This window comes from Limimaricola pyoseonensis (assembly GCF_900102015.1).
Taxonomy (GTDB): Bacteria; Pseudomonadota; Alphaproteobacteria; order Rhodobacterales; family Rhodobacteraceae; genus Limimaricola; species Limimaricola pyoseonensis.
The window spans coordinates 350,849-371,125 of the sequence record NZ_FNAT01000003.1 but is presented as its reverse complement, the minus strand read 5'-3'; the positions used below and the strand labels follow the sequence as shown (position 1 = coordinate 371,125).

The 20,277-nt window shown below is 71.6% G+C and carries 22 protein-coding genes and 1 tRNA gene; 13 read left to right on the top strand and 10 right to left on the bottom strand.

The window, feature by feature from the left end; all coding sequences use genetic code 11:
• Positions 1-52: 52 nt before the first annotated feature.
• The gene (locus tag BLT43_RS09365) at positions 53-1,228 is read right to left on the bottom strand and encodes a TIGR03862 family flavoprotein (RefSeq protein WP_090112200.1); all 1,176 of its coding nucleotides are present in this window, start codon (positions 1,226-1,228) and stop codon (positions 53-55) included.
• 65 nt (positions 1,229-1,293) lie between these two features.
• Between BLT43_RS09365 and BLT43_RS09360 the strand changes: the two genes are divergently transcribed.
• Complete coding sequence (locus BLT43_RS09360) at positions 1,294-1,644, top strand: HNH endonuclease (RefSeq protein WP_090112198.1); 351 nt, start codon at positions 1,294-1,296, stop codon at positions 1,642-1,644.
• Between the two features lie 34 nt (positions 1,645-1,678).
• On the opposite strand, the gene BLT43_RS09355 is transcribed toward BLT43_RS09360, so the two are convergent.
• Entirely contained in the window at positions 1,679-2,422 is a 744-nt protein-coding gene (locus BLT43_RS09355; RefSeq protein WP_090112195.1) for an SDR family oxidoreductase, read from the bottom strand.
• A 108-nt stretch (positions 2,423-2,530) separates the two neighbouring features.
• Between BLT43_RS09355 and BLT43_RS09350 the strand changes: the two genes are divergently transcribed.
• The 6 genes from BLT43_RS09350 to lpxK all read left to right on the top strand — a co-directional run bounded on the left by BLT43_RS09350 (position 2,531) and on the right by lpxK (position 8,770).
• A complete protein-coding gene (locus tag BLT43_RS09350) occupies positions 2,531-4,063 on the top strand; it encodes a DUF2125 domain-containing protein (protein ID WP_090112194.1) in 1,533 nt (510 codons plus the stop codon).
• Between the two features lie 75 nt (positions 4,064-4,138).
• A complete protein-coding gene (locus BLT43_RS09345) occupies positions 4,139-5,485 on the top strand; it encodes a TldD/PmbA family protein (protein ID WP_090112192.1) in 1,347 nt (448 codons plus the stop codon).
• Positions 5,472-6,272 (top strand): 3'(2'),5'-bisphosphate nucleotidase CysQ, encoded by an 801-nt coding sequence (locus BLT43_RS09340; RefSeq protein WP_090112190.1) that lies wholly within the window; start codon positions 5,472-5,474, stop codon positions 6,270-6,272. Before BLT43_RS09345 ends, BLT43_RS09340 begins: the two co-directional genes overlap by 14 nt.
• A gap of 106 nt (positions 6,273-6,378) precedes the next feature.
• Positions 6,379-6,624 carry a DUF4170 domain-containing protein gene (locus BLT43_RS09335; protein ID WP_090112188.1) on the top strand — a complete coding sequence of 82 codons (246 nt, stop codon included), beginning with the start codon at positions 6,379-6,381 and terminating at the stop codon, positions 6,622-6,624.
• Complete coding sequence (locus BLT43_RS09330; RefSeq protein WP_090112186.1) at positions 6,621-7,757, top strand: 3-deoxy-D-manno-octulosonic acid transferase; 1,137 nt, start codon at positions 6,621-6,623, stop codon at positions 7,755-7,757. The genes BLT43_RS09335 and BLT43_RS09330 overlap by 4 nt, the downstream gene beginning before the upstream one ends.
• Complete coding sequence (gene lpxK, locus BLT43_RS09325) at positions 7,754-8,770, top strand: tetraacyldisaccharide 4'-kinase (RefSeq protein ID WP_090112184.1); 1,017 nt, start codon at positions 7,754-7,756, stop codon at positions 8,768-8,770. Before BLT43_RS09330 ends, lpxK begins: the two co-directional genes overlap by 4 nt.
• Here the strand turns inward: lpxK and BLT43_RS09320 are convergent.
• The gene (locus BLT43_RS09320) at positions 8,745-9,494 is read right to left on the bottom strand and encodes a DsbA family protein (protein WP_090112182.1); all 750 of its coding nucleotides are present in this window, start codon (positions 9,492-9,494) and stop codon (positions 8,745-8,747) included. The two genes, lpxK and BLT43_RS09320, sit on opposite strands and share 26 nt — an antisense overlap.
• Before the next feature lie 13 nt (positions 9,495-9,507).
• Entirely contained in the window at positions 9,508-10,017 is a 510-nt protein-coding gene (locus tag BLT43_RS09315; protein ID WP_090112180.1) for a DUF721 domain-containing protein, read from the bottom strand.
• A gap of 65 nt (positions 10,018-10,082) precedes the next feature.
• Here BLT43_RS09315 and mutY point away from each other — a divergent pair, with 65 nt between their 5' ends.
• Both mutY and BLT43_RS09305 read left to right on the top strand, forming a co-directional pair.
• A complete protein-coding gene (gene mutY / locus BLT43_RS09310) occupies positions 10,083-11,138 on the top strand; it encodes an A/G-specific adenine glycosylase (protein ID WP_090112374.1) in 1,056 nt (351 codons plus the stop codon).
• A 10-nt stretch (positions 11,139-11,148) separates the two neighbouring features.
• Positions 11,149-12,315 carry an alkane 1-monooxygenase gene (locus tag BLT43_RS09305; protein ID WP_090112178.1) on the top strand — a complete coding sequence of 389 codons (1,167 nt, stop codon included), beginning with the start codon at positions 11,149-11,151 and terminating at the stop codon, positions 12,313-12,315.
• On the opposite strand, the gene BLT43_RS09300 is transcribed toward BLT43_RS09305, so the two are convergent.
• The 4 genes from BLT43_RS09300 to BLT43_RS09285 all read right to left on the bottom strand — a co-directional run bounded on the left by BLT43_RS09300 (position 12,308) and on the right by BLT43_RS09285 (position 15,730).
• Positions 12,308-12,754 (bottom strand): DUF6998 domain-containing protein, encoded by a 447-nt coding sequence (locus tag BLT43_RS09300; RefSeq protein ID WP_207497481.1) that lies wholly within the window; start codon positions 12,752-12,754, stop codon positions 12,308-12,310. The two genes, BLT43_RS09305 and BLT43_RS09300, sit on opposite strands and share 8 nt — an antisense overlap.
• A gap of 84 nt (positions 12,755-12,838) precedes the next feature.
• Entirely contained in the window at positions 12,839-13,948 is a 1,110-nt protein-coding gene (locus tag BLT43_RS09295; protein ID WP_090112174.1) for a site-specific DNA-methyltransferase, read from the bottom strand.
• A 92-nt stretch (positions 13,949-14,040) separates the two neighbouring features.
• A complete protein-coding gene (locus tag BLT43_RS09290; protein WP_090112172.1) occupies positions 14,041-14,670 on the bottom strand; it encodes a ribonuclease HII in 630 nt (209 codons plus the stop codon).
• Positions 14,671-14,812: 142 nt separating this feature from the next.
• Entirely contained in the window at positions 14,813-15,730 is a 918-nt protein-coding gene (locus BLT43_RS09285; RefSeq protein ID WP_090112170.1) for a hypothetical protein, read from the bottom strand.
• Positions 15,731-15,908: 178 nt separating this feature from the next.
• On the opposite strand from BLT43_RS09285, the gene BLT43_RS09280 reads away from it, so the two are divergent.
• Together BLT43_RS09280 and BLT43_RS09275 are read left to right on the top strand one after the other, a co-directional pair.
• Positions 15,909-16,193, top strand: coding sequence for a hypothetical protein (locus BLT43_RS09280; protein WP_090112168.1), 285 nt, complete (start codon positions 15,909-15,911; stop codon positions 16,191-16,193).
• Complete coding sequence (locus BLT43_RS09275; protein WP_207497479.1) at positions 16,165-16,869, top strand: winged helix-turn-helix domain-containing protein; 705 nt, start codon at positions 16,165-16,167, stop codon at positions 16,867-16,869. The genes BLT43_RS09280 and BLT43_RS09275 overlap by 29 nt, the downstream gene beginning before the upstream one ends.
• A gap of 15 nt (positions 16,870-16,884) precedes the next feature.
• Here BLT43_RS09275 and BLT43_RS09270 read toward each other — a convergent pair whose 3' ends face one another.
• Positions 16,885-17,664, bottom strand: a complete 780-nt coding sequence (locus tag BLT43_RS09270) for a Crp/Fnr family transcriptional regulator (protein WP_242652258.1) — start codon at positions 17,662-17,664, stop codon at positions 16,885-16,887.
• A gap of 93 nt (positions 17,665-17,757) precedes the next feature.
• Positions 17,758-17,834: transfer RNA gene (locus tag BLT43_RS09265), tRNA-Arg, on the bottom strand.
• A gap of 107 nt (positions 17,835-17,941) precedes the next feature.
• Between BLT43_RS09265 and BLT43_RS09260 the strand changes: the two genes are divergently transcribed.
• Both BLT43_RS09260 and BLT43_RS09255 read left to right on the top strand, forming a co-directional pair.
• Entirely contained in the window at positions 17,942-18,967 is a 1,026-nt protein-coding gene (locus BLT43_RS09260) for a LacI family DNA-binding transcriptional regulator (RefSeq protein ID WP_090112164.1), read from the top strand.
• A gap of 127 nt (positions 18,968-19,094) precedes the next feature.
• Positions 19,095-20,084, top strand: a complete 990-nt coding sequence (locus tag BLT43_RS09255) for a sensor histidine kinase (RefSeq protein WP_090112162.1) — start codon at positions 19,095-19,097, stop codon at positions 20,082-20,084.
• Positions 20,085-20,277 lie beyond the last annotated feature (193 nt).

Here is a 20,277-nt window from a genome sequence, read left to right as displayed (position 1 = left end):
GCTCGCGGCACCCTAACCGGATCGTGAGGCGGAATGAAAGCGGCGCCCGGCCTCAACCGGCGGATGCCGCCCATGTCGCCGCCGCACGCCCCGCCATCCGGCCGGTGGCCAGGCAGGCGGTCAGCAGGTAGCCACCGGTCGGCGCCTCCCAGTCGAGCATCTCCCCGGCGGCGAAGACGCCGGGCCGGGCGCGCAGCATCAGGGTCTCGTCCAGCGCGTCGAAGCGCAGACCGCCGGCGGTGGAGATCGCCTCGTCGATCGGGTGCGGCCCCCGCAGCGGCACCGGCAGCGCCTTGACGACAGCGGCGAGCGCCGCCGGATCCTGCGGCAATGGCCGGGCGAACTCCCGCAGCAGCGCCATGCGGACCGGATCGAGCTTCAGCGCCTTGCGCAGATGGTTCGACAGGCTCGCCTTGCCGCGCGGCCGCGACAGGCGGCGGAGCGCCTCCTCCGGGCCGAGATCGGGCACGAGGTCGAGCGCCAGCGCCGCGCCGTCGCGCAGGTCGGCCGAGACGGCGTAGATGCCGCCGCCCTCGACCCCGCGCGCCGAGACCACGAACTCGCCCCGCTCCCGTCGCGCCCCGGCGATCAGCGCCACAGGCTTCACCGCCGCGCCGAAATGCGGGCGCATATGCCCCGACCAGTCGACGCCGAAGCCCATGTTGGCCGGGCGGAAGGGCGCGACGTGATCGGGCAGCGTCGCGGCCCAGGCCCCGTCGGAGCCGAGCCGAGCCCAGCTCGCCCCGCCCGGCGCCAGCACGGTCGCGTCGGCCTCGACCCGCTGCAGGCCGTCCGGCGTGTCGAACACCGCCGCGCCGTCCTCCCAGCCGGTCCAGCGCCAGCGGGTGCGCAGCTCCACCCCCGCCCCGGCCAGCCGCGCGAGCCAACTGCGCAACAGCGGCGAGGCCTTCATCGCTTGCGGAAAGACCCGACCGGTCGAGCCGGTGAACACCGGCTGGCCGAGATCGCGCGCCCAGCCCTGCACGGCATCGGGGCCGAACCCGTCGAGCGCGGCGCGCAGCGCCCCGGGCATCGCGCCATAGGCGGCGGCGAAAGCGTCGGGATCCTCGACCTTGGTCAGGTTCAGCCCCGATTTGCCCGCCATCAGCAGCTTGCGGCCCATGGTCGGCATCTTCTCGGCGACGAGGACGGCATGGCCGGCCGCGGCAAGCTCCTCGGCCGCCATCAGCCCCGCCGGTCCGCCGCCGATCACCAGTGCCCGCGCCATGCGTCCCCTTCTCGCGGCAACCCGCCGCGCTTGCCGGACGCCGCGCCGCGCCCATCTCCTGCCCCATGCCAAGCCGCCGGGAAAAACGCCAGTCCGAGGCCCGCGCCGTCGCCACGCCGCGCGTCGATCCGCTCTGCGCGCTCTGCGGCCGGCCGATCCCGCCCGGCGTGCCGCAAAGCTCGCACCACCTGATCCCCAAGCTCAAGGGCGGCACGCACGGGCCGCAGGTGCTGCTGCACCACATCTGCCACCGCGAGATCCACGCCACGCTGTCGGAGGCCGAGCTGGCGCGCGACTACAACACGCCCGAGGCGCTGCGCGCGCATCCGCGGCTGCAGAAGTTCATCGGATGGGTGTCGAAGCGCCCGCCGGGCTTCAGCTCCAAGGTGCCGGGCAAGCGCCGGACGCGGGACTGAGGGCCCGCGCCCGGCACGGGGCCGTTCAGGCCGCTCAGGCCAGCCCGATCCGCCGGCGGATGGCCTCGTCGCGCAGCGACACCTCCTGGCCGACCTGGTCGTTCGCGTCCGGGCCGCACATCCAGACCAGCGCCTTGGCCGGCCATTCGGGCGGGATATGCGCCGACCAGTCGAGCCGGCTCACCGCGTTGATGCCCGAGGCCTTGATCTCGTGCTGCATCTGCGTGGCGACGGTGCCGGGGCTCAGCCCCATCGCGCGGATGCCGCGGCCGCGATATTCGAGGTCGAGCGAGCGGGTCAGCATCGCCGCGCCCGCCTTCGAGGCGCAATAGGCCGACCAGCCCTCGACCGCGTTGTGCGCCGCGCCAGAGGACACGGTGATGACGGTGCCGCCCCTCTGGTCGAGCATCACCGGCAGCGCCGCGCGCATGCCGTGGAACACGCCCTTGAGGTTGATGTCGATCACCTTTTCCCAGCCGGCGGGGTCGAGATCCCCCATCGCGCCGATCGGCTCGATCGCCCCGGCATTGTTGACCACCACGTCGAGCCGGCCGAACTCCTTGACCGCGGCCTGCACCGCCGCCTCGACCTCCCAGTAGCGGCTGACGTCGCAGGGGATGGCCAGCGCCGCCTCGCCCAGCTCCTTGGAGATGTCCGACAGCGCCTCGGCGCTGCGCGCCAGCAGCGCGACGCGGGCGCCTGCGGCGGCGAATTCCCGCGCGGCGGCGGCGCCGATGCCACGGCTCGCCCCGGTGATCAGAACCGTCTTCCCCTGCATGCGTTCTCCCCCGCGCTTTGATCTTTCGTCCAGCCTACCGGGCGCTTAGGCTGCGGTCCAGACGAGCCGGGCCGTGCCGCCCGCGGCCCCGCATCGAGGAGTTTCCCCATGACCGCACCCATTCGCTTCGCGCCGGCGGCCTGCGCCGCCGCCCTGATCCTGCCCGCCGCCGCGCAGGCCGAGGTCACCGCCGCGCAGGTCTGGCAGGACTGGCAGGCCGGCGCCGCGCTCTGGGGCGAGACCGAGATCACCACCCAATCCGAGGAAATGGCGGGCGACACGCTCACCATCACCGGGCTGGAGCTGGTGACCACCGGCCCCGACGGCCGGCTCGAGGTCAGCCTGCCCGAGCTGCGGCTGACCGAGACCGCCGAGGGCACGGTCGAGGTCGCCCTGTCCGAAAGCTACCCGGTGCGGCTGATCTCGACCGTGCCGGGCGAAGAGGGCGAGGCGCGCCTGCAGGTGCGCCAGCAGGATCTCGAGGTCACGGTCGGCGGCACCCCGGAGGCGATGCGCTACGACTACGCCGCCAGCCGCTACACCATCGCGCTCGAGGAGGTGACGGAGGCCGGCACCGCGATCCCGGCCGAGGCGGCGATCAGCTTCAACGCGATCGACGGCAGCTACCTGACGCAGACGGGCGCGGACGGGCAGCGGATGACCGACTACGACATCGCCGCCGATTCGCTCGACATCTCGGTCGATGCCACCGACATGCCCGGCGAGGCCGGACCGGGCAGCCTGAAGCTGCGCGGCAGCGTCGCCGATTTCGCGCTGACGGCGGCGCTGGCCCTGCCCGAGGGCATGGCGGAGGCGCCCGAGGGCACCATTCCCGAGGGCTTCGAGACCCGGCTCGACTACGCCACCGGCCCGGCCCTGATCGAGTTCGACGTGACCGACCCCGAGGCCCGCGTCGCCGGCACCGCGCGCACCGGCGGCGGCGAGGTGGCCTTCGCGCTCGACCCGGCGCGGATGAGCTACGATTCGCGCACCCGCGCGCTCGATCTGGCGCTGAGCGAAAGCCCCGTGCCCTTCCCGCTGTCGCTGCAGATCGACGAATACGGCGTCGGCCTCGACATGCCGCTGGCCGCGGGCGCGGCGGCGCAGGACTTCTCGGGGCGGGTCACGCTCGACGGCCTCGCGCTCAACGAGGAGGTCTGGCGGCTGTTCGACCCGATGGCGGTGCTGCCGCGCGAGCCCGCCACGCTGATCGCGGAGCTTTCGGGCGCGGCGGTGCTGCCGCAGGACCTGACCGCCCCCGAGACCGCCGAGGCGGTCGATAACGGCGCGGCCATGGCCGAGGCGGCGCCCGAGCTGCAGGCGCTGACGCTCGAGCGGCTGGTGCTGCGGCTGGCCGGGGCCGAGCTGCTGGGCGACGGTGCCTTCACCTTCGACAATTCCGACTTCGAGACCTTCGAGGGCATCCCCCGCCCCGAGGGCCAGATCGACCTGCGGATCAGCGGGCTGAACGGGCTGATGCAGAACCTCTCGACGCTGGGCGTGATCCCGACCGACCAGCTGATGGGCGCGCGGATGATGCTGGGGCTCTTCACCACCCCCGTGGGCGAGGACGAGCTGACCTCGACCATCGAGATCAACGCCGAAGGACAGGTCATCGCCAACGGCCAGCGGCTGCAGTGAGCTTGCGGGGGGCGTCGCTTCCCAGCGGCGCCCCCCTGCGCTAGATGGTCGGGCGACAGACCGAAAGGATGCGCCATGACCGTCTCGCTCGCCGACCTGACCGACCGGATGCTCGCCTGCGCCCGCCGCGCCGGGGCCGAGGCCGCCGACGCGGTGGCGGTGGACGGCACCTCGGTCTCGATCGACGTGCGCGAGGGCCGGCTGGAACAGGCCGAACGCTCGGAGGGCGTCGATATCGGGCTGCGGGTGCTGATCGGCCGGCGGCAGGCGATGGTGTCGTCCTCCGACGCGCGCGACGCCACCATCGAGCAGATGGCCGAGCGCGCCGTGGCCATGGCCCGCGAGGCGCCCGAGGATCCGCATGCCGGCCTCGCCGACCCGGACCAGCTCGCCCGTGACACGGATTCGTCGCGCCTCGAGATGTCCGACCCGACGCCCGAGCCCGACCCGGCGGCGCTCGAGGAGGACGCGCGCCGCGCCGAGGCCGCCGCGCGCGGCGTCGCGGGCGTCACGCAGGTGCAGGGCGCGAGCGCGGGCTACGGCCGCCGCCGCATCCACCTCGCGGCCAGCAACGGCTTCTCGGGCGGCTACGAGCGCTCGGACCGCGCCATTTCCTGCGTCGCGGTCTCGGGCGAAGGCTTGGGCATGGAGCGCGACTGGGACGGCGATGCGCGCATCTTCCAGTCCGACCTGCGCGAGCCCGAGGAGATCGGCCGCACCGCCGGCGAACGCGCCGCCGCGCGGCAGGGCCCGCGCCGGCCGCGCACCGGCAAGTACCCGGTGCTGTTCGACGAGCGCATCTCGTCCTCGCTGATCGGCCACCTGCTGGCCGCCGCCAATGGCGGCGCCATCGCCCGCGGGTCGAGCTGGCTTCTGAACCGCGAGGGCAGCCAGGTGCTGCCCAGGGGTCTCTCGGTGATCGAGGAGCCGCACCGCGCCCGCGCCTCCGGCTCGCGGCTGTTCGACGGCGAAGGGCTGCCGACGCGCGAGCGCGCACTGGTCGATGACGGCGTGCTGACCGGCTGGGTGCTCGACCTCGCCACGGCCCGCAAGCTCGGGCTCGAAAGCACCGGCAACGCCGCGCGCGGCACCTCGGCCCCGCCCTCCCCCGCGATCACCAACATCCGTCTCACCGAGGGCACCGCTACGCGCGACGATCTGATCGCGCAGATGGGCACCGGGCTGCTCGTCACCTCGATGATCGGCTCGACCATCAACCCCAACACGGGCGATTACTCGCGCGGGGCCTCGGGCTTCTGGGTCGAGAAGGGCGAGATCCTGCACCCGGTCAACGAATGCACCATCGCCGGCAACCTGCGCGACATGCTGATGGCGCTGGTGCCGGCCAACGACGCGCGCCAGCACCTCAGCCGCGTGGTGCCGTCGCTCCTGATCGATGGAATGACCATTGCCGGCGACTGAGACCGCCCCGGCCGAGGACCTGGCGCTGCTGGTCGCGGCGGCGCGCGAGGCGGCCCAGATCGCCACCGGCTTCGCCGCGCCCGAGATCTGGGACAAGGCCGACGGCCAGGGCCCGGTGACCGAGGCCGACCTCGCGGTCGACCGGATGCTGCGCGACCGTCTCGGCGCGGCCCGGCCCGGCTATGGCTGGCTGTCCGAGGAGACCTCGGATTCGCCCGACCGCCTCTCGGCGCGGCGCATCTTCATCATCGACCCGATCGACGGCACCCGCGCCTTCATCGAGGGCAGCCGCGACTGGGCGCATTCGCTCGCCGTGGCCGAGGCGGGCCGCGTGATCGCCGCCGCCGTGCTGCTACCGCAGCGCGGGCTGCTCTACACCGCGCATGCGGGCGGCGGCGCGCAGCTCAATGGCCGCGCGATCCGCGCCAGCGCCGAGGCCGACCCGGCCCGCGCCACGCTGCTGGGCCCCCGCCTCGCCATGAGCCCCGAGCATTGGAGCGGCGGCGAGGTGCCGCCGGTGCAGCGCGCCTTCCGCTCCTCGCTCGCGTGGCGGCTCTGCCTGCTGGCCGAGGGGCGCTTCGACGCGATGCTGACGATCCGCCCGACCTGGGAATGGGACGTGGCCGCCGGCACGCTGATCCTGTCGGAGGCGGGCGGCCGCGCCACCGACCGGCGCGGCGCGGCGCTGGCCTTCAACCGCCCGCATCCGCAAAGCGACGGCGTGCTGGCCGGCGGTGCGCTGCACCCGGTGCTGCTGGCGCGGCTGGCCGACCCGCCGCCCGGCTGACGCGCCGTTTCCGCCCCCGCCGTCTTGACCCGGCCCGCTTGACCCGGCACCGCGGGGAGGTAGGTTGCGGCCGGGCGGTCCGGCCTGCCCCAACACGAGGAAACCCATGACCCAGCGCCTGCATCTGGTCTTCGGCGGCGAGCTCGTCGATCCGTCGAAGAACGTGTTCCGCAACACCGACGACATCCACATCGTCGGCATGTATCCCGACTACGCCAGCGCCTACAACGCCTGGAAGACCGAGGCCCAGCGCACCGTCGACAACGCCCACATGCGCTACTTCATCGCGCATATCCACCGGCTGCGCGACGAGGAGAAGGCCGCCTCGCCGACCGAGGAACTCGGCAGCTGAGCCCGGCCGCCGGGGCAAGACCCGCCGGGCCGCTGGTCTGGGTCCATTGCCCCGACCCGGCTCGCAGCGGCGCGGTGGTGGCGCTGGACCGCCGGCTGGCCGACGAGGGCGAGCCGGTCCGGCTGCTGCTGACCGGCCCGCGTCCCGCGGGCGAGACCGGGCGGCTGCTGCACGCCCCCGCGCCGCCCGACAGCCGGCTCGCCGCGCAGGAATTCCTCGCCCGCTGGCAACCCGACATGCTGATCTGGATGCAGGGCGCGCTGCAGCCCGCGCTGCTGGCCGAGGCGGCGCGCGCCGGCCTGCCGGCCGTCCTGGCCGACGCCCAGGCCGAGACCGCGACGCTTTCGGGCGGCGGCTGGCGCCCCGGCGCGCGGCGCCTCGCCTTCCAGCGCTTCGAGCGGCTGCTGGCGGTCGACGGCACCGCCGCGGCGCGGCTGCGCCGGCTCGGGGTCGAGGATGGCCGGATCGAGATCACCGGCGCGCTCGACGAGGACCACCCGCTGCCCGGCTACCACGAGAGCGACCGCGCCGACATGGCGCAGGCGATCGGCGCGCGGCCGGTCTGGCTGGTCGCCGGCGCCACCGGCCGGGAGATCGACGCCGTCTCGGCCGCCCACCGCCAGGCCAGCCGACGCGCCCACCGCCTGCTGATGATCCTCGCCCCGGCCGAGGCGCGCGAGGCCGAGGCTCTCGCCGCGCAGCTGCGCCGGGCGGGGCTGCAGGTCGCCGAGCGCCTGACCGGCGAGGAGCCGGACGAGGCCACCGAGGCCTATGTCGCCGACGGGCCGGACGAGCTGGGCCTGTGGTACAGACTGGCGCCGATGACCCTGATGGGCGGCACGCTCGAGGGCGGCCCCTGCCGCACGCCGTTCGAACCCGCCGCGCTCGGGTCGGCGGTGATCCACGGCGCGCGGTTCGACCATCACCGCCGGGCCTATGAACGACTTGCCGTGGCCGGCGCCTGCCGGCGGGTGCGCAACGCGCAGGAGCTGGGCTTCGCGGTCGAGACGCTGCTGTCGCCCGACCGGGCCGCCGGGCTCGCCCGCGCCGCATGGGACGTGTCGACCGAGGGCGCCGAGGCCTCGAACCGGGTGATCGACCTGATCCGCGACACGCTGGAGCGGCGCGGATGAGGGCGCCCGGCTTCTGGGACGCGGCCCCCGAACGGCCCGGCGCGGCGGCGCGGCTGCTGGCGCCGCTCGGCGCGCTCTACGCCGCCGCCACCGCAAGGCGCGTCGCGCGCGGCGCGCGCTGGCGCGCGCCGGTGCCGGTGATCTGCGCCGGCAACCTCAACGCCGGCGGCACCGGCAAGACGCCGACCACCATCGCGCTGATGCAGCGCCTCGCCGAACGCGGCATCGCGGCCCATGTCGTCAGCCGCGGCCATGGCGGCCGGCTCGAGGGGCCGGTGCGGGTCGAGGAACGCCGCCACACCGCCGCCGATGTCGGCGACGAGCCGCTCCTGATGGCCGCCTTCGGCCCGGTCTGGGTGGCGCGCGACCGCGTCGCGGGCGCAAGGGCGGCGGTCGCGGCGGGGGCGCAGGCGATCCTGCTCGACGACGGTTTCCAGGACCCGGCGCTGGCCAAGGACCTGTCGATCGTCGTGGTCGACGCCGCGAAGGGCTTCGGCAACGGCCGCGCCATCCCGGCAGGGCCGCTGCGCGAGCCGGTGGCCGCCGGTCTGGCGCGGGCCGACATGGTGCTGTCGATCGGCGGCGCGGCGCAGCAGGCGGCCTTCGCGCAAGGCTGGGGCGCGGCGCTGCGCGGGCTGCCGCATCTGACGGGACGGCTGGCGCCGCTGATGACGGGGATGCAGTGGGAGCGGATGCCGGTGCTGGCCTTCGCGGGGATCGGCCACCCGGAGAAGTTCTTCGCCACGCTCAGGGCGCTCGGCGCCGATCTGCGCCGCGCCGAGGCGCTGAGCGACCACCAGCCGCTGACCGAGGCGCTGATGAAGCGGCTGGAGCTGGAGGCCAAGGCCCTGCCCGCGCAGCTCGTCACCACGGAAAAGGACGCGGTGCGCCTGCCCGCGTCCTTCCGGTCCAAGGTGCTGACCCTGCCGGTGCGGCTCGAATGGGGCGATCCCGCCCCGCTCGACGCCGCGCTCGACCGGCTGGGGCTTACTCCTCGATCAGGCCGTCGATGATCTCGGCCATGTCGGCATAGGCCATGTTGGCGTGCTTCTCGCCGTTGATGACGAAGCTCGGGGTCGAGTTGATCCCGTCGGCCTCGGCGTTCTCCTCGAACCACGCCACCAGCGCCTGCGCCTTGTCGCCATCGGTCAGGCAGGCGTCGAGCTGCGCCTCGTCGAGGCCGGCCTTCAGGCCGAGGCGGCGCAGCTTGTCGGCGATCGCCGCCGGGTCGCCGCCGGCGGCCCAGTCGCTCTGCTGCTCGTAGAGCATGTCGGTGATGGCGAAGAACTTCTCCTCGCCGCCGCAGCGCGCGATCATCGAGGCCCAGAGGCCGGGGCGGTCGAAATAGACCTCGCGGTAGACGAAACGCACCTTGCCGGTGTCGATGTAGTCCTCCTTCAGCTGCTCGTAGCTGGTCTCGTGCCAGTTCTGGCAGTGCGGGCAGGTGTAGGAGGCGTATTCGACGATCGTGACCGGCGCGTCCTCGGCGCCCTGCGCCATCTCGACGATGCCGCCCTCGTCGGTCTCGGCCTCCGCCTCCGCCTCGGCGGTCTCGGTCTCGGCGGCGTCGCTCTCGGCGGTCGCCTCGGCCTCGGTCGTGGCCTCGGTTTCGGTCGTGGCTTCGGTCGTCGCGGCCTCGCTCTCGGTGGCCTCCTGCGCCGCGACTGGGCCGGCCAGCGTCAGCCAGCCGCCCAGCGCGGCGGCGGAGAGGGCGAGGAGGGAAGTCGAGATCTGCATCGGAAATCCTGTGTCAGCTTGGGCGTTTGGACAGGACATTGGCGGCCAGAGCCTCGAGCGCAAGTCGCAATTCCGTGTCCGCCACTCCCTCGGCGGTCTTCGCCGCCTTGCGCGTGACCTCCGGATCGGGGCGCGGCTCGGCTTTCGGCGCCGGCGCGAAGGACGCCTGGCCTTCGGCGAATCCCTCGGGCGCGGTCTGCGTCACCCGGACCTTGGAGATGGCGTTGTAGCCGTAGCAGGCGTTCACCCGCTCCCGGATCGCGTCGAGCTGCATCTGCAGCATCGGCGCCTGCGCGCCGGTGGTCAGCAGGGTCAGCGTCGCGCCCAGCCCCTTCTGGCCGTAGCCCACCTTGACCGGCCGCGCGATCGCCGCGGTCTCCGGCCCGACGATCTCGGCCCAGTGGGTGAGCAGCCGCGTCACCGCGAAGCCGCGCGATTCGGACGCGGTGCGGATACGCGATTGCAGCAGGCCCGAGGCCTGCGCAAAACCGCGTGTGGTGGAGGAGCGGCGCTGTTTCATCATGGCCCCTCTCCTACTAGATGGGGGCGGGGTGCGGCCAGAGGGACAATGGTTTGAACGACGCGCAGATGACCGCCGAGCTGCTGGGCTGGTACGACCGCCACGCCCGCACCATGCCGTGGCGCACCGGCCCGGCCGAGAAGGCCGCCGGGGTGCGCCCCGACCCCTACCGGGTGTGGCTGTCGGAGGTGATGCTGCAGCAGACCACCGTCGCCGCCGTGCGCCGCTACCACGAGCGCTTCACCGCGCTCTGGCCCACCGTCGCCGACCTCGCCGCCGCCGAGGATGCCGACGTCATGGCCGAGTGGGCGGGCCTGGGCTACTACGCCCGCGCCCGCAACCTGCTGAAATGCGCCCGCGCCGTGGTGGCCGACCACGGCGGCGTCTTTCCCGACACCCATGCCGGGCTGATCGCGCTGCCCGGCATCGGCCCCTACACCGCCGCCGCCATCGCCGCGATCGCCTTCGACCGGCCCGAGACGGTGGTGGACGGCAATGTCGAGCGCGTCATGTCGCGGCTGTTCGACATCGAAACGCCGCTGCCCGCCGCCAAGCCCGAGCTTACCGCGCTCGCCGCGCGGTTGACGCCCGAGGCGCGCCCCGGCGACCACGCGCAGGCGGTGATGGATCTGGGCGCGACGATCTGCACGCCCAAGAGCCCGGCCTGTGGCATCTGCCCGCTGCGCGAACCCTGCCTCGCCCGGCAGAACGGCACGCAGGCCCAGCGCCCGGTCAAGACCCCGAAGAAGCCCCGCCCGCACCGGCGCGGCTATGCCTATGTCGGGCGGCGCACCGACGGGGCCTGGCTGATGGAGACCCGGCCCGAGAGCGGGATGCTCGGCGGCATGCTGGGCTTTCCCGGCTCGGACTGGTCCGAGACGCCCGACCCCGCGGCCCCCGCCCCGGCCGAGTGGCGCATCGCGGGCGAGGCCACGCATGGCTTCACCCATTTCACCCTGACGCTTACCGTGCTGACCGCGCGGCTCGGGCCGGTGAACCCCGAGCGCGGGCATTTCGTCGCGGCGGAGGCCTTCAGCCCTGGCGCGCTGCCGGCGCTGATGCGCAAGGTCCACGACGTGGCGTCCGCGCAGCCGGAGATTGAGCGGGCCACGGCCGCCGAGTAGGCTCGCGGTCATGACCGCCCTGCCCGCCGGCCCGCGCCGCTCCGCCCTGCTTTCCGCCCTGCCCTACTGGGTGTCGCTGCTGTCGCTGCCGCTCGCCGCGCTGGCGGCCTGGCTCGGCGGCTGGTGGGTGCTGTTGCTGCCGGCCTTCTCGTGGCTGCTGTTCGACATCCTCGACGTGGTGGGTGGCGTCGACCGCTCCAACCCCGACCCCGAGACGCCCGAATCGGAGCTGGTCTGGCACACGCGGCTCACCCGGATCTGGGCGCCGGTGCAGGCGCTGATGACCTTCGGGCTGATCGCCTACGCCACGCGGGCCACCCATCTCGGCGGCTGGGAGAAGTTCGGCCTCGTGGTGGGCCAAGGCATCGTCTCGGGCGCGGTCGGCATCGTCTACGCGCACGAGCTGCTGCACCAGCGCGACCGGGTCGAGCGCTGGCTCGGGGACATCCTGCTCGCCATGGTGCTCTACTCGCATTTCCGCTCGCATCACCTGCGGGTGCATCACCTGCATGTCGGCACCCCCGCCGACGTCGTGACCGCGCGCTACAACGAGGGCTTCCACCGCTATTTCGCCCGCGTGCTCTGGCGCAGCCCGCGCGATGCCTGGCGGGCCGAGAGAAAGCTGCTCGGGCGCGGCGGGCTCACCATGCGCAGCCGCAGGAACCCGTTCTGGCGCTACGCCGCGCTGCAGGCCCTGATGCTGGCGCTGGCCTTCACGCTGGGCGGGGCCGAGGGGCTGCTGCTGTTCACGGGCCAGGCCTTCGTCGCGGTCTGGCAGCTGGAGCTCGTGAACTACATCGAGCATTACGGCCTGACCCGGAAGCATCTGGGCGAGGGCCGCTACGAGCCGGTGCGCCCGCATCATTCCTGGAACGCCGAGCAGCGCGCTTCGAACCGGCTGCTGATCAACCTGCAGCGCCACTCCGACCATCACTTCAAGCCCGAGCGGCGCTACCCGCTGCTGCAGACCTACCCCGAATCGCAGGCGCCGCTGCTGCCGCAGGGCTACCCGGCGATGGGGGTTGCGGCGCTGATCCCGCCGGTCTGGCGGCGGCTGATGAACAAGCGCGTGCGCGCCTGGCGCCGCCTGCACTACCCCGAGATCACCGACTGGACGCCCTACAAGACCGGCGCGCTGCCCTTGCCGCGCGGGGCCAAACCGACTCGGGCTATTTGAGCCTACCAATAGCCAAGCGAGTACCATCTGGCACCATGCTGTCGGCTATGCGAATCTTTTCTGCAGTCAACATGCGTTGCCCAGAAAAGCGTTGCGGCAAATACGAAGTTGCGTAGTGCTCTGGCCCATTAAAAACGACCTCGCCCTGACATTCATCAAAGTTAAGATCAAAGAATATTAAATGATCGGCTTTGGTTTCAATATCACGAAAAGCCGGACCACGTTTCGTACCAGTAGCCTTGACCTGCACGCTACGCCCATCCCGAGCATAACCGTCAACACCGGCATGACCTCTCTTCTCTACCAGTTCGATTTCGAACAGGAGGACTGCCAATGCCTCGCCGATATCCCCAACCAAATTACCGTCTAGAGTGAAATCGAGTCCCGAACTAGAAAAATATTCCCGCAACCGATTTCGAGCGGCCACTAGGTCGGCCACTACCTCGGGCAGCTCGAACTTCCGCGATGGAGCATTTATTTAGAGCGCCTCATGGGTCGAAGTAGTATGGACTACTGGCATCACTCAATCCCCGGCCATCTCGGCGCGGATCTGCTGGCGCAGCATGTCGATCGGCAGGCTCACCCCGTCGCGGCGGAAATGCCAGTAGGTCCAGCCGTTGCAGGAGGGCGCGCCCTCGAGCTGGGCGCCGACCTGGTGGATCGAGCCCTTGATCTCGGTCGCGACCAGCGTGCCGTCGGCGCGCACCTTGGCGCGGTGACGGCCGTTCATGCTCTGCAGCACCTCGCCCGGGCGCAGCATGCCGCGCTCGACCAGCACGCCGAAGGCGACGCGCGGCTCGGCGCGCTTCGAGGTCGAGACCTGCAGCGCCTCGCGGTCATAGGGCCGGACCTGCGCGATCCGCGCGGTCGCCGCCTTGCGGTAGGCCGCCTCGCGCTCGATGCCGATGAAGTCGCGGCCCATCGCCTTGGCCACCGCGCCGGTGGTGCCGGTGCCGAAGAACGGGTCGAGCACCACGTCGCCGGGGTTGGTGGTGCCCAGAAGCACCCGGTGCAGCAGCGATTCGGGCTTCTGGGTCGGATGCGCCTTGGCGCCGGTCTCGTCCTTCAGCCGCTCGTGGCCGGTGCAGATCGGCAGCACCCAGTCCGAGCGCATCTGCACGCCTTCGTTCAGCGCCTTCAGCGCCTCGTAGTTGAAGGTGTATTTCGCGCCTTCCGACTTCGAGGCCCAGATCAGCGTCTCGTGCGCGTTGGTCAGCCGCTTGCCGCGGAAGTTCGGCATCGGGTTGGACTTGCGCCAGACCACGTCGTTGAGGATCCAGAAGCCCTGGTTCTGCAGCTCCGCGCCCAGCCGGTAGACGTTGTGATACGAGCCGATCACCCAGATCGCGCCGCCGGGCTTGAGCACCCGGCGCGCCTGTTTCAGCCAGGCGCGGGTGAACTGGTCGTACTTGCGGAAGCTCTCGAAGCTGTCCCAGTCGTCGTCGACCGCGTCGACCCGGCTGTTGTCGGGCCGGTGCAGGTCGCCCCGGAGCTGCAGGTTGTAGGGCGGGTCGGCGAAGACCAGATCCACGCACGCGTCCGGCAGTTTTCTCATCTGGGCGACGGAATCGCCGGCAAGAATGCTGTTGAGCGGGAGAGCGGTCGCCCCCCGGCTTTCGGTCTTCGTGGTCATGCTGAAACGCCTCTGATCCCCGGCGGTGGCCCGCTTCGTGGTTGTGGATAACTATGATTCAGTGGCGAGTCGGTGTCAAAATCTTTTTCGAATCAGTCGCTTGCGTTTGCGGCTTGATACAAGATGTTGTGGATAGGCCTGAAGCCGCGCCTATGATACGGCGTCACCCCCAGATCTAGCAGCGCCGCGCGGTGCTGGGCCGTTCCATAGCCCGAGTTGCGCTCCCAGCCATAGCCGGGATGCGCCCGGGCCAGCTCGGCCATCACCGCGTCGCGCGCCACCTTGGCGACGATCGAGGCCGCGGCGATCGACAGCGAGCGCCCGTCGCCGCCCACAAGCGTCTCGCAGGGATGGGGAAATCCGCGCGGCGCCATGTTGCCGTCGATCAGCACGTGGCAGGGCGGCGCCTCGAGCCCGGCCACGGCGCGGGTCATCGCCAGATGCGCGGCACGCAGGATGTTGTGGGTCTCGATCTCCTCGACGCTGGCATGGGCGATGCAGACATCGGCCACCGCCATGATCTCGCGCGCCAGCGCGGCGCGGCGCCTGGGGCTGAGCTTCTTGCTGTCGTCGAGCCCCTCGGGGATGCGGTCGGGGTCGAGCACCACGGCGGCGGCGGTGACGGGGCCGGCGAGCGGGCCGCGCCCGACCTCGTCGACGCCGCAGACCCGGCGCAGCCCGCGCGAGAGAGCGGCGGTCTCGTATGTGAAATCGGGTGGCATGGCCGGGTTCTGGCCCGGAGCGGGCGCGCGATCAAGCGTCCCGCGATCACGCCCGCGCAAACAAATAGGGCGGAGGGTCCGACCCTCCGCCCCGGGGGCGATGCGACAACTGGGGCAAGTGCCGCATCTCTGCTCGACCGTGTTACCGGACGGCAATCCTGTAGCCGCGACCGCGCAGGCAGTCGGTGTCGTAGCCCGAGACGATGCGGCCTTGTTCGGTGCCCGCCACGGCGCAGTCGAGCGGCAGCTCGCGCGCCAGCGTCGGGTAGTCGTCGAGGCAGTCGCCATCGACCACCGAGGCACCCTCGAAATCGATCTGGCGGCGGCGCAGGCAGGCGAAGGGGATCTCGCCCGCGACCTTGCTCGACGAGGCGGTCGTGCCGCCCGTCGCCGGCGGGGTCCAGCCGCGCAGGTGGTCGGCGGTGACGTCGCCGCGCGGCACCGGCGGTATGTCCTCGGCGCGGCGGCTGGCCTCGGCGCGGCGCGCGGCATCGGCCTCGCGGGCGCGGGCGATCTCGGCGGCGCGCTCGGATTCGGCGCGGGCGATCTCGGCCTGCCGGCGCGCCTCGGTCGCGCGGCGCTCTTCGGCGGCGCGGCGCTTTTCGGCCTCGGCCTGGCGGAACCGCTCGGCGGTCGCCTCGGCCTCGGCCCGGCGCTGCGCGTCGATCAGCCCGGTACTGCCGCCGATCACGCCCAGGCCCTGGCCCAGCCGGATCACCTCCTCGAGCCGGCCCAGCGCCTCGCGGGCACGGTCCTCGCGGTCGTCGTCGCGATCCTCCCGCTCGTCATCATCATCATCATCGTCGTCGTCATCATCGTCGCGCCCGCGGGCCTGCGCCTTGCGGCGCTCCTTCTCGGCCTTCTTCCGGGCCTTCTCGCGCGCCTTCTTCTCGTCCTTCTCGCGCTCCTTGTGGATCGCCGCGCCGATCACACCGAGGGCGACGAGCCCGCCGATCAACCGACCCATCTTCGCGTCGTCATCCGCGAGCGCGGGCGCCGGGGCCATGCCGGTCAGGGCGATGGACAGCGCCAGCGCTGCGGGAATGAGGCGTCGTGCCATGTCGGTCTCCTTTCTCTCCGGACGGGCCGGACGGTCCCTGCGGCCGGCCATGTCGCGGGGCCGGGTGAGGCAGGTCTTGCGCACAGACCTGAGCCGGACCCCCTCGTCAGACAATATCGTGCCGCCGGAAGCGGGGCGTTATTGAATAGCGACCGCCTCCCGACGCAGTGTGGGCCCCATGAAAGCCCTGCTCCTCACCCTTCCCCTCTGCCTGTTCGCCGCGCAAGCGGCGCAGGCCGCCTGCTACGCCGACTACAAGGCCAAGCGCGACGATCCGCTCAGGCTGCATTACGGCGTTGCCGAAACCGCCGCGCCATGCGACCAACCCGAGGCCGCGGCGCAGGATCTCCGCCCGCGGCTCGCCGCCGATGGCTGGCAGCTTCTCGCTGTCGTCAGCCTGTTCGGCGAAGAGGGTCTGGAGAAAAGGCGGGACAGTGCAGGCGATTACTTCCTCCGCTACTGAAGCACGACTCACGGGAAACAAGATCGTCGCGGCCGGGCTGGGCGCGATCGCGCTGCTCTTGATCGGCGCGGCGATCCTGCTCTTCGTCAACCTGCCCGACGCCAACGCCTTCAACGCCCGGGTCGAGCAGCTCTTCGTCGAGAACGACGACCTGACCGCGCAGGCCGAGATCAAGCTTCTGGAAATCCTCGCGCAATCCGGCACGGCCTTCTCGGAGACCTTGTCGAGCTACCGCTTCGTGATCTTCGTGCTGCTGACCTTCGCGCTCGCGATGCTGGTGGCGGCGGTGGCGTTCCTTCTGATGCTGGTGCAGCTCAACCGCCGCATGGGCCGGATCGAGCGCAAGGGCATCGAGGTCAGCTCGCTGGTGATCAGCCGCGACCAGAACGCGGTCTATCTCAACGATTTCGAGTTCAAGCTGACCCCGGCCGCGATCGAGACCCTCGCGGTGCTGGCCGAGGCGCGGATGGATGACGAGGTGATGTCGGGATCGGAGATCGAGGCGGTGATCTCGGGCCGCTCGGCCGCCGATTGCGACGAGGCCGCAGGCGCCACCCGGATCAAGCGGCTGCGCGACACGCTCGGCAACCAGCTGGTGAGCGAGCTCCTGGTGAAGAACATCGCCCGGCGCGGCTACGTGCTGGCGATCGACAAGGACGTGATCCGGATGGTCTGAGCGGCGCCGCCGCCGTCAGCCGACCAGCCGCCGGTACTCGGCCTCGGGCACGCCGTAGAAGCCGCCCACCATCTCCTCGAGCCCGCGCCGGTCGAGGATCCGGATCAGCCCGCGCGTGGCGCGCAGCAGCCCCTGCCCCTCGAGGATGTGCAGCGACACGGTCACGCCGGCCCGGCGCACGCCCAGCATGATCGACAGGAAATCGTGGGTCAGCGCCACCTCGTCGCCCTCGCTGCGGTCGTGGCACATCAGGAGCCACCGCGCCAGCCGCGCGTCGAGCTTCAGCTTGCCGTTGGCCAGGGCGGTATGCGCGGTCTGCACCGACATCGCCTGCGCATAGCCCAGCAGACGGTCCCGCAGCTCCGGCTGGGCGATCGCCGCCCGCAGCGCCTCGGCCCGGATCCGCAGGCCGTGGCCGGGCACCTGGATCACCGTGCGGTGCGGCGTGCGCCCGTCGCCCAGCACCAGCGAGAGGCCGGTCATGCCCTCGCAGCCGACGAGGCCGATCTCGATCTGCTGGCTGCCATCGCCGCTCACCGCCACCATCGAGGCAACGCCGGTCAGAGGGAAATAGGCATGTTCGAGAGGCTCGCCCGGGATCTCGATCTCGAGGCCCTGCGGCAGCTCGACCGGCTCCAGATCGGCCTTCAGCGCCAGCGCGCTGGCCGGGTCGAGCCCGCTCAGAAGCCAGTTCCGTGCATCCTGCCGCAGCCGCCCGTCATCCATCGCATCCCACCCGTCATAGCGCCGTCGCACCACGATAGCATGGCAACCAGCATCCGTGTCATCCGACATGACCAGCGTGCTATGGTCTGGATGCGACGAAGGCCAGACAGCCGCGGCGATCGGTGCGAATTCGCACCAAGGCACGAAAAGGGGCAGGAAGCATGGCGACCCCGGCAGGACTCGAACCTGCAACCTATCCCTTAGGAGGGGATTGCTCTATCCAGTTGAGCCACGGGGCCATGCCTGCCCGTCATGCCCGGTCTCGGCCGGGCCGTCAACGCCGCTTGGCCCTGCGGGCCTGTGGCTGTATAGCCGCCACCGCCCCCGAACCGACCGGACAGCATTCATGACCATCCCGCCCCGCCGCCCCCTGACCTTGCGCGATGTCTCCGAGGCCTCGGGCGTCAGCGAGATGACCGTGAGCCGCGTGCTGCGCAACAAGGGCGACGTCAGCGAGGCGACCCGCGAGAAGGTCCGCGCCGCCGCCAAGAAGCTGGGCTACGTGCCCAACCGCATCGCGGGCTCGCTGGCCTCGAGCCGGGTGAACCTCGTCGCCGTCATCATCCCCTCGCTGGGCAACATGGTCTTCCCCGAGGTGCTCTCGGGCATCTCCGAGACGCTGGCCGGCACCGGTCTGCAACCGGTGGTGGGCGTCACCGACTACCTGCCCGACACCGAGGAAAAGGTTCTGTTCGAGATGCTGTCCTGGCGGCCCTCGGGCGTCATCATCGCCGGGCTCGAGCACACCGAGGCGAGCCGGGCCATGCTGACCCGGGCCGAGATCCCGGTGGTCGAGATCATGGACACCGACGGCGCGCCGATCGACGCCTGCGTCGGCATCAGCCACCGCCGCGCGGGGCGCGAGATGGCCGAGGCGATCCTGCAGGAGGGCTACCGCAAGATCGGCTTCCTCGGCACCAAGATGCCGGCCGACCACCGCGCCCGCAAACGCTTCGAGGGCTTCACCCGGCACCTCGCCCGCGCCGGGGTCGAGATCATGGACCAGGAGTTCTACTCGGGCGGCTCGGCGCTGAAGAAGGGCCGCGAGATGACCCATTCGATCCTGTCACGCAGCCCCGATCTCGACTTCCTCTACTACTCGAACGACATGATCGGCGCGGGCGGGCTGCTCTACCTGCTCGAGCGCGGCACCGACATTCCCGCCCAGGTCGGGCTCGCGGGCTTCAACGGGGTCGAGCTGCTCGATGGCCTGCCCTGCCAGCTCGCCACCATGGATGCCTGCCGCCGCGAGATCGGCCGCGAGGCGGCGCGAATCATCGCCGCGCGCTGCGCCAACCCCGCCGAGGGCGGCGGCGAGCGGGTCGAGCTGACGCCGCTGATCGCGCGCGGGGACACGCTGCGCCGGCATTGACCGGCCGGTCCGGTCCTTCCGCGCGAAAACTTCGCTTCGCATCGCATCCCGTCTGGCCTAGCATGTTATCCACAGGACGGCCGGGGGAGGGAACCGGCCGGGACGAAGGGACCAAGACGTGACGAGCATGCCGCTGCGCCTGACTTCCAACGAAGTCGACGCGATCGTCAATTTTCTGGATGACGGGTTCTGCATCTGCGAGATGCTCACCGATGCCGAGGGGCGGCCCATTGATTACCGGTTCATCGAGACCAACCGGCATTTCGAGGACATGACCGGGCTGCACGGCGCGAAGGGGCGCACCGCGCTCGAGATGGTGCCCGATCTCGAGCGGTTCTGGATCGAGACCTATGCCCGTGCAGGGCTGGGGCGCGAGGAATTGCGGTTCCAGCAGGGCTCCGAGGCGATGGGGCGCCATTTCGACGTCTACACCGCCCCGCTCGAGCCGATGGGGCGCTTCGCGATCAAGTTCCGCGACATCACCGAGACCCGCCGCGCCGAGCTGGCGCGCGAGACGGCGCTGCGCGAGGCGCAGCAGCTGCTCGACGAGCTGAACCACCGGGTGATGAACAGCCTCGGCACGATCTCGGCGATCATCGCCATGGAATCGCGCGCCCGCAGCGACGGCGAGGGGCGCGAGGCGCTGCGCCGGATCCAGCGCCGGGTGCAGGCGGTGGCCGATCTCTACAAGCGGATCAACGGCTCGGGCTCGATCGACTCGGTCTGCTCGCGCGACTACCTGCAGGCGATCCTCGACGGCCTGCGCGATTCCGTCGGGCGCGAGAGCGTGACCCTGCGCGGCGAGATCGAGCCGATGCGGCTGTCGACGCGGATCGCGGTGCCGCTGGGGCTGGTGGTCAACGAGCTGGTCACCAACAGCCTGAAATACGCCTTCCCCCCGGAGACCCGCGGCAAGGTGACGGTCAGCCTGTCGCGCGACGGCGACCGGCTGCGTCTCGTGGTGGCCGATGACGGGCAGGGCCTCGGCGCGCAGAAGCGCAGCGACAGCGGCATCGGCAACCGCCTCGTGGCCGCCTTCGCCGAACAGCTCGGCGCCCGGCCCGAGACCGAGAGCGGGCCCGACGGCACGAAAGTGACGCTGCGCTGCATCGCCTGAAGGGCGATCGGCCACGCGGTCCGGGTCTTCCCGCCGTCCCTGTCCCCGCCCGGGCGGCGTCTCATCGCCAGCGCCACCGTTGACCGGCCGACGGCACCTGCCGATGCCCGCGACGCGGAATACCAACCTGCGTCGTGGTCACGCGGACCAAGGCACCGGGTCGACCCCCACCGTTCTAAACAATCGGGGACCG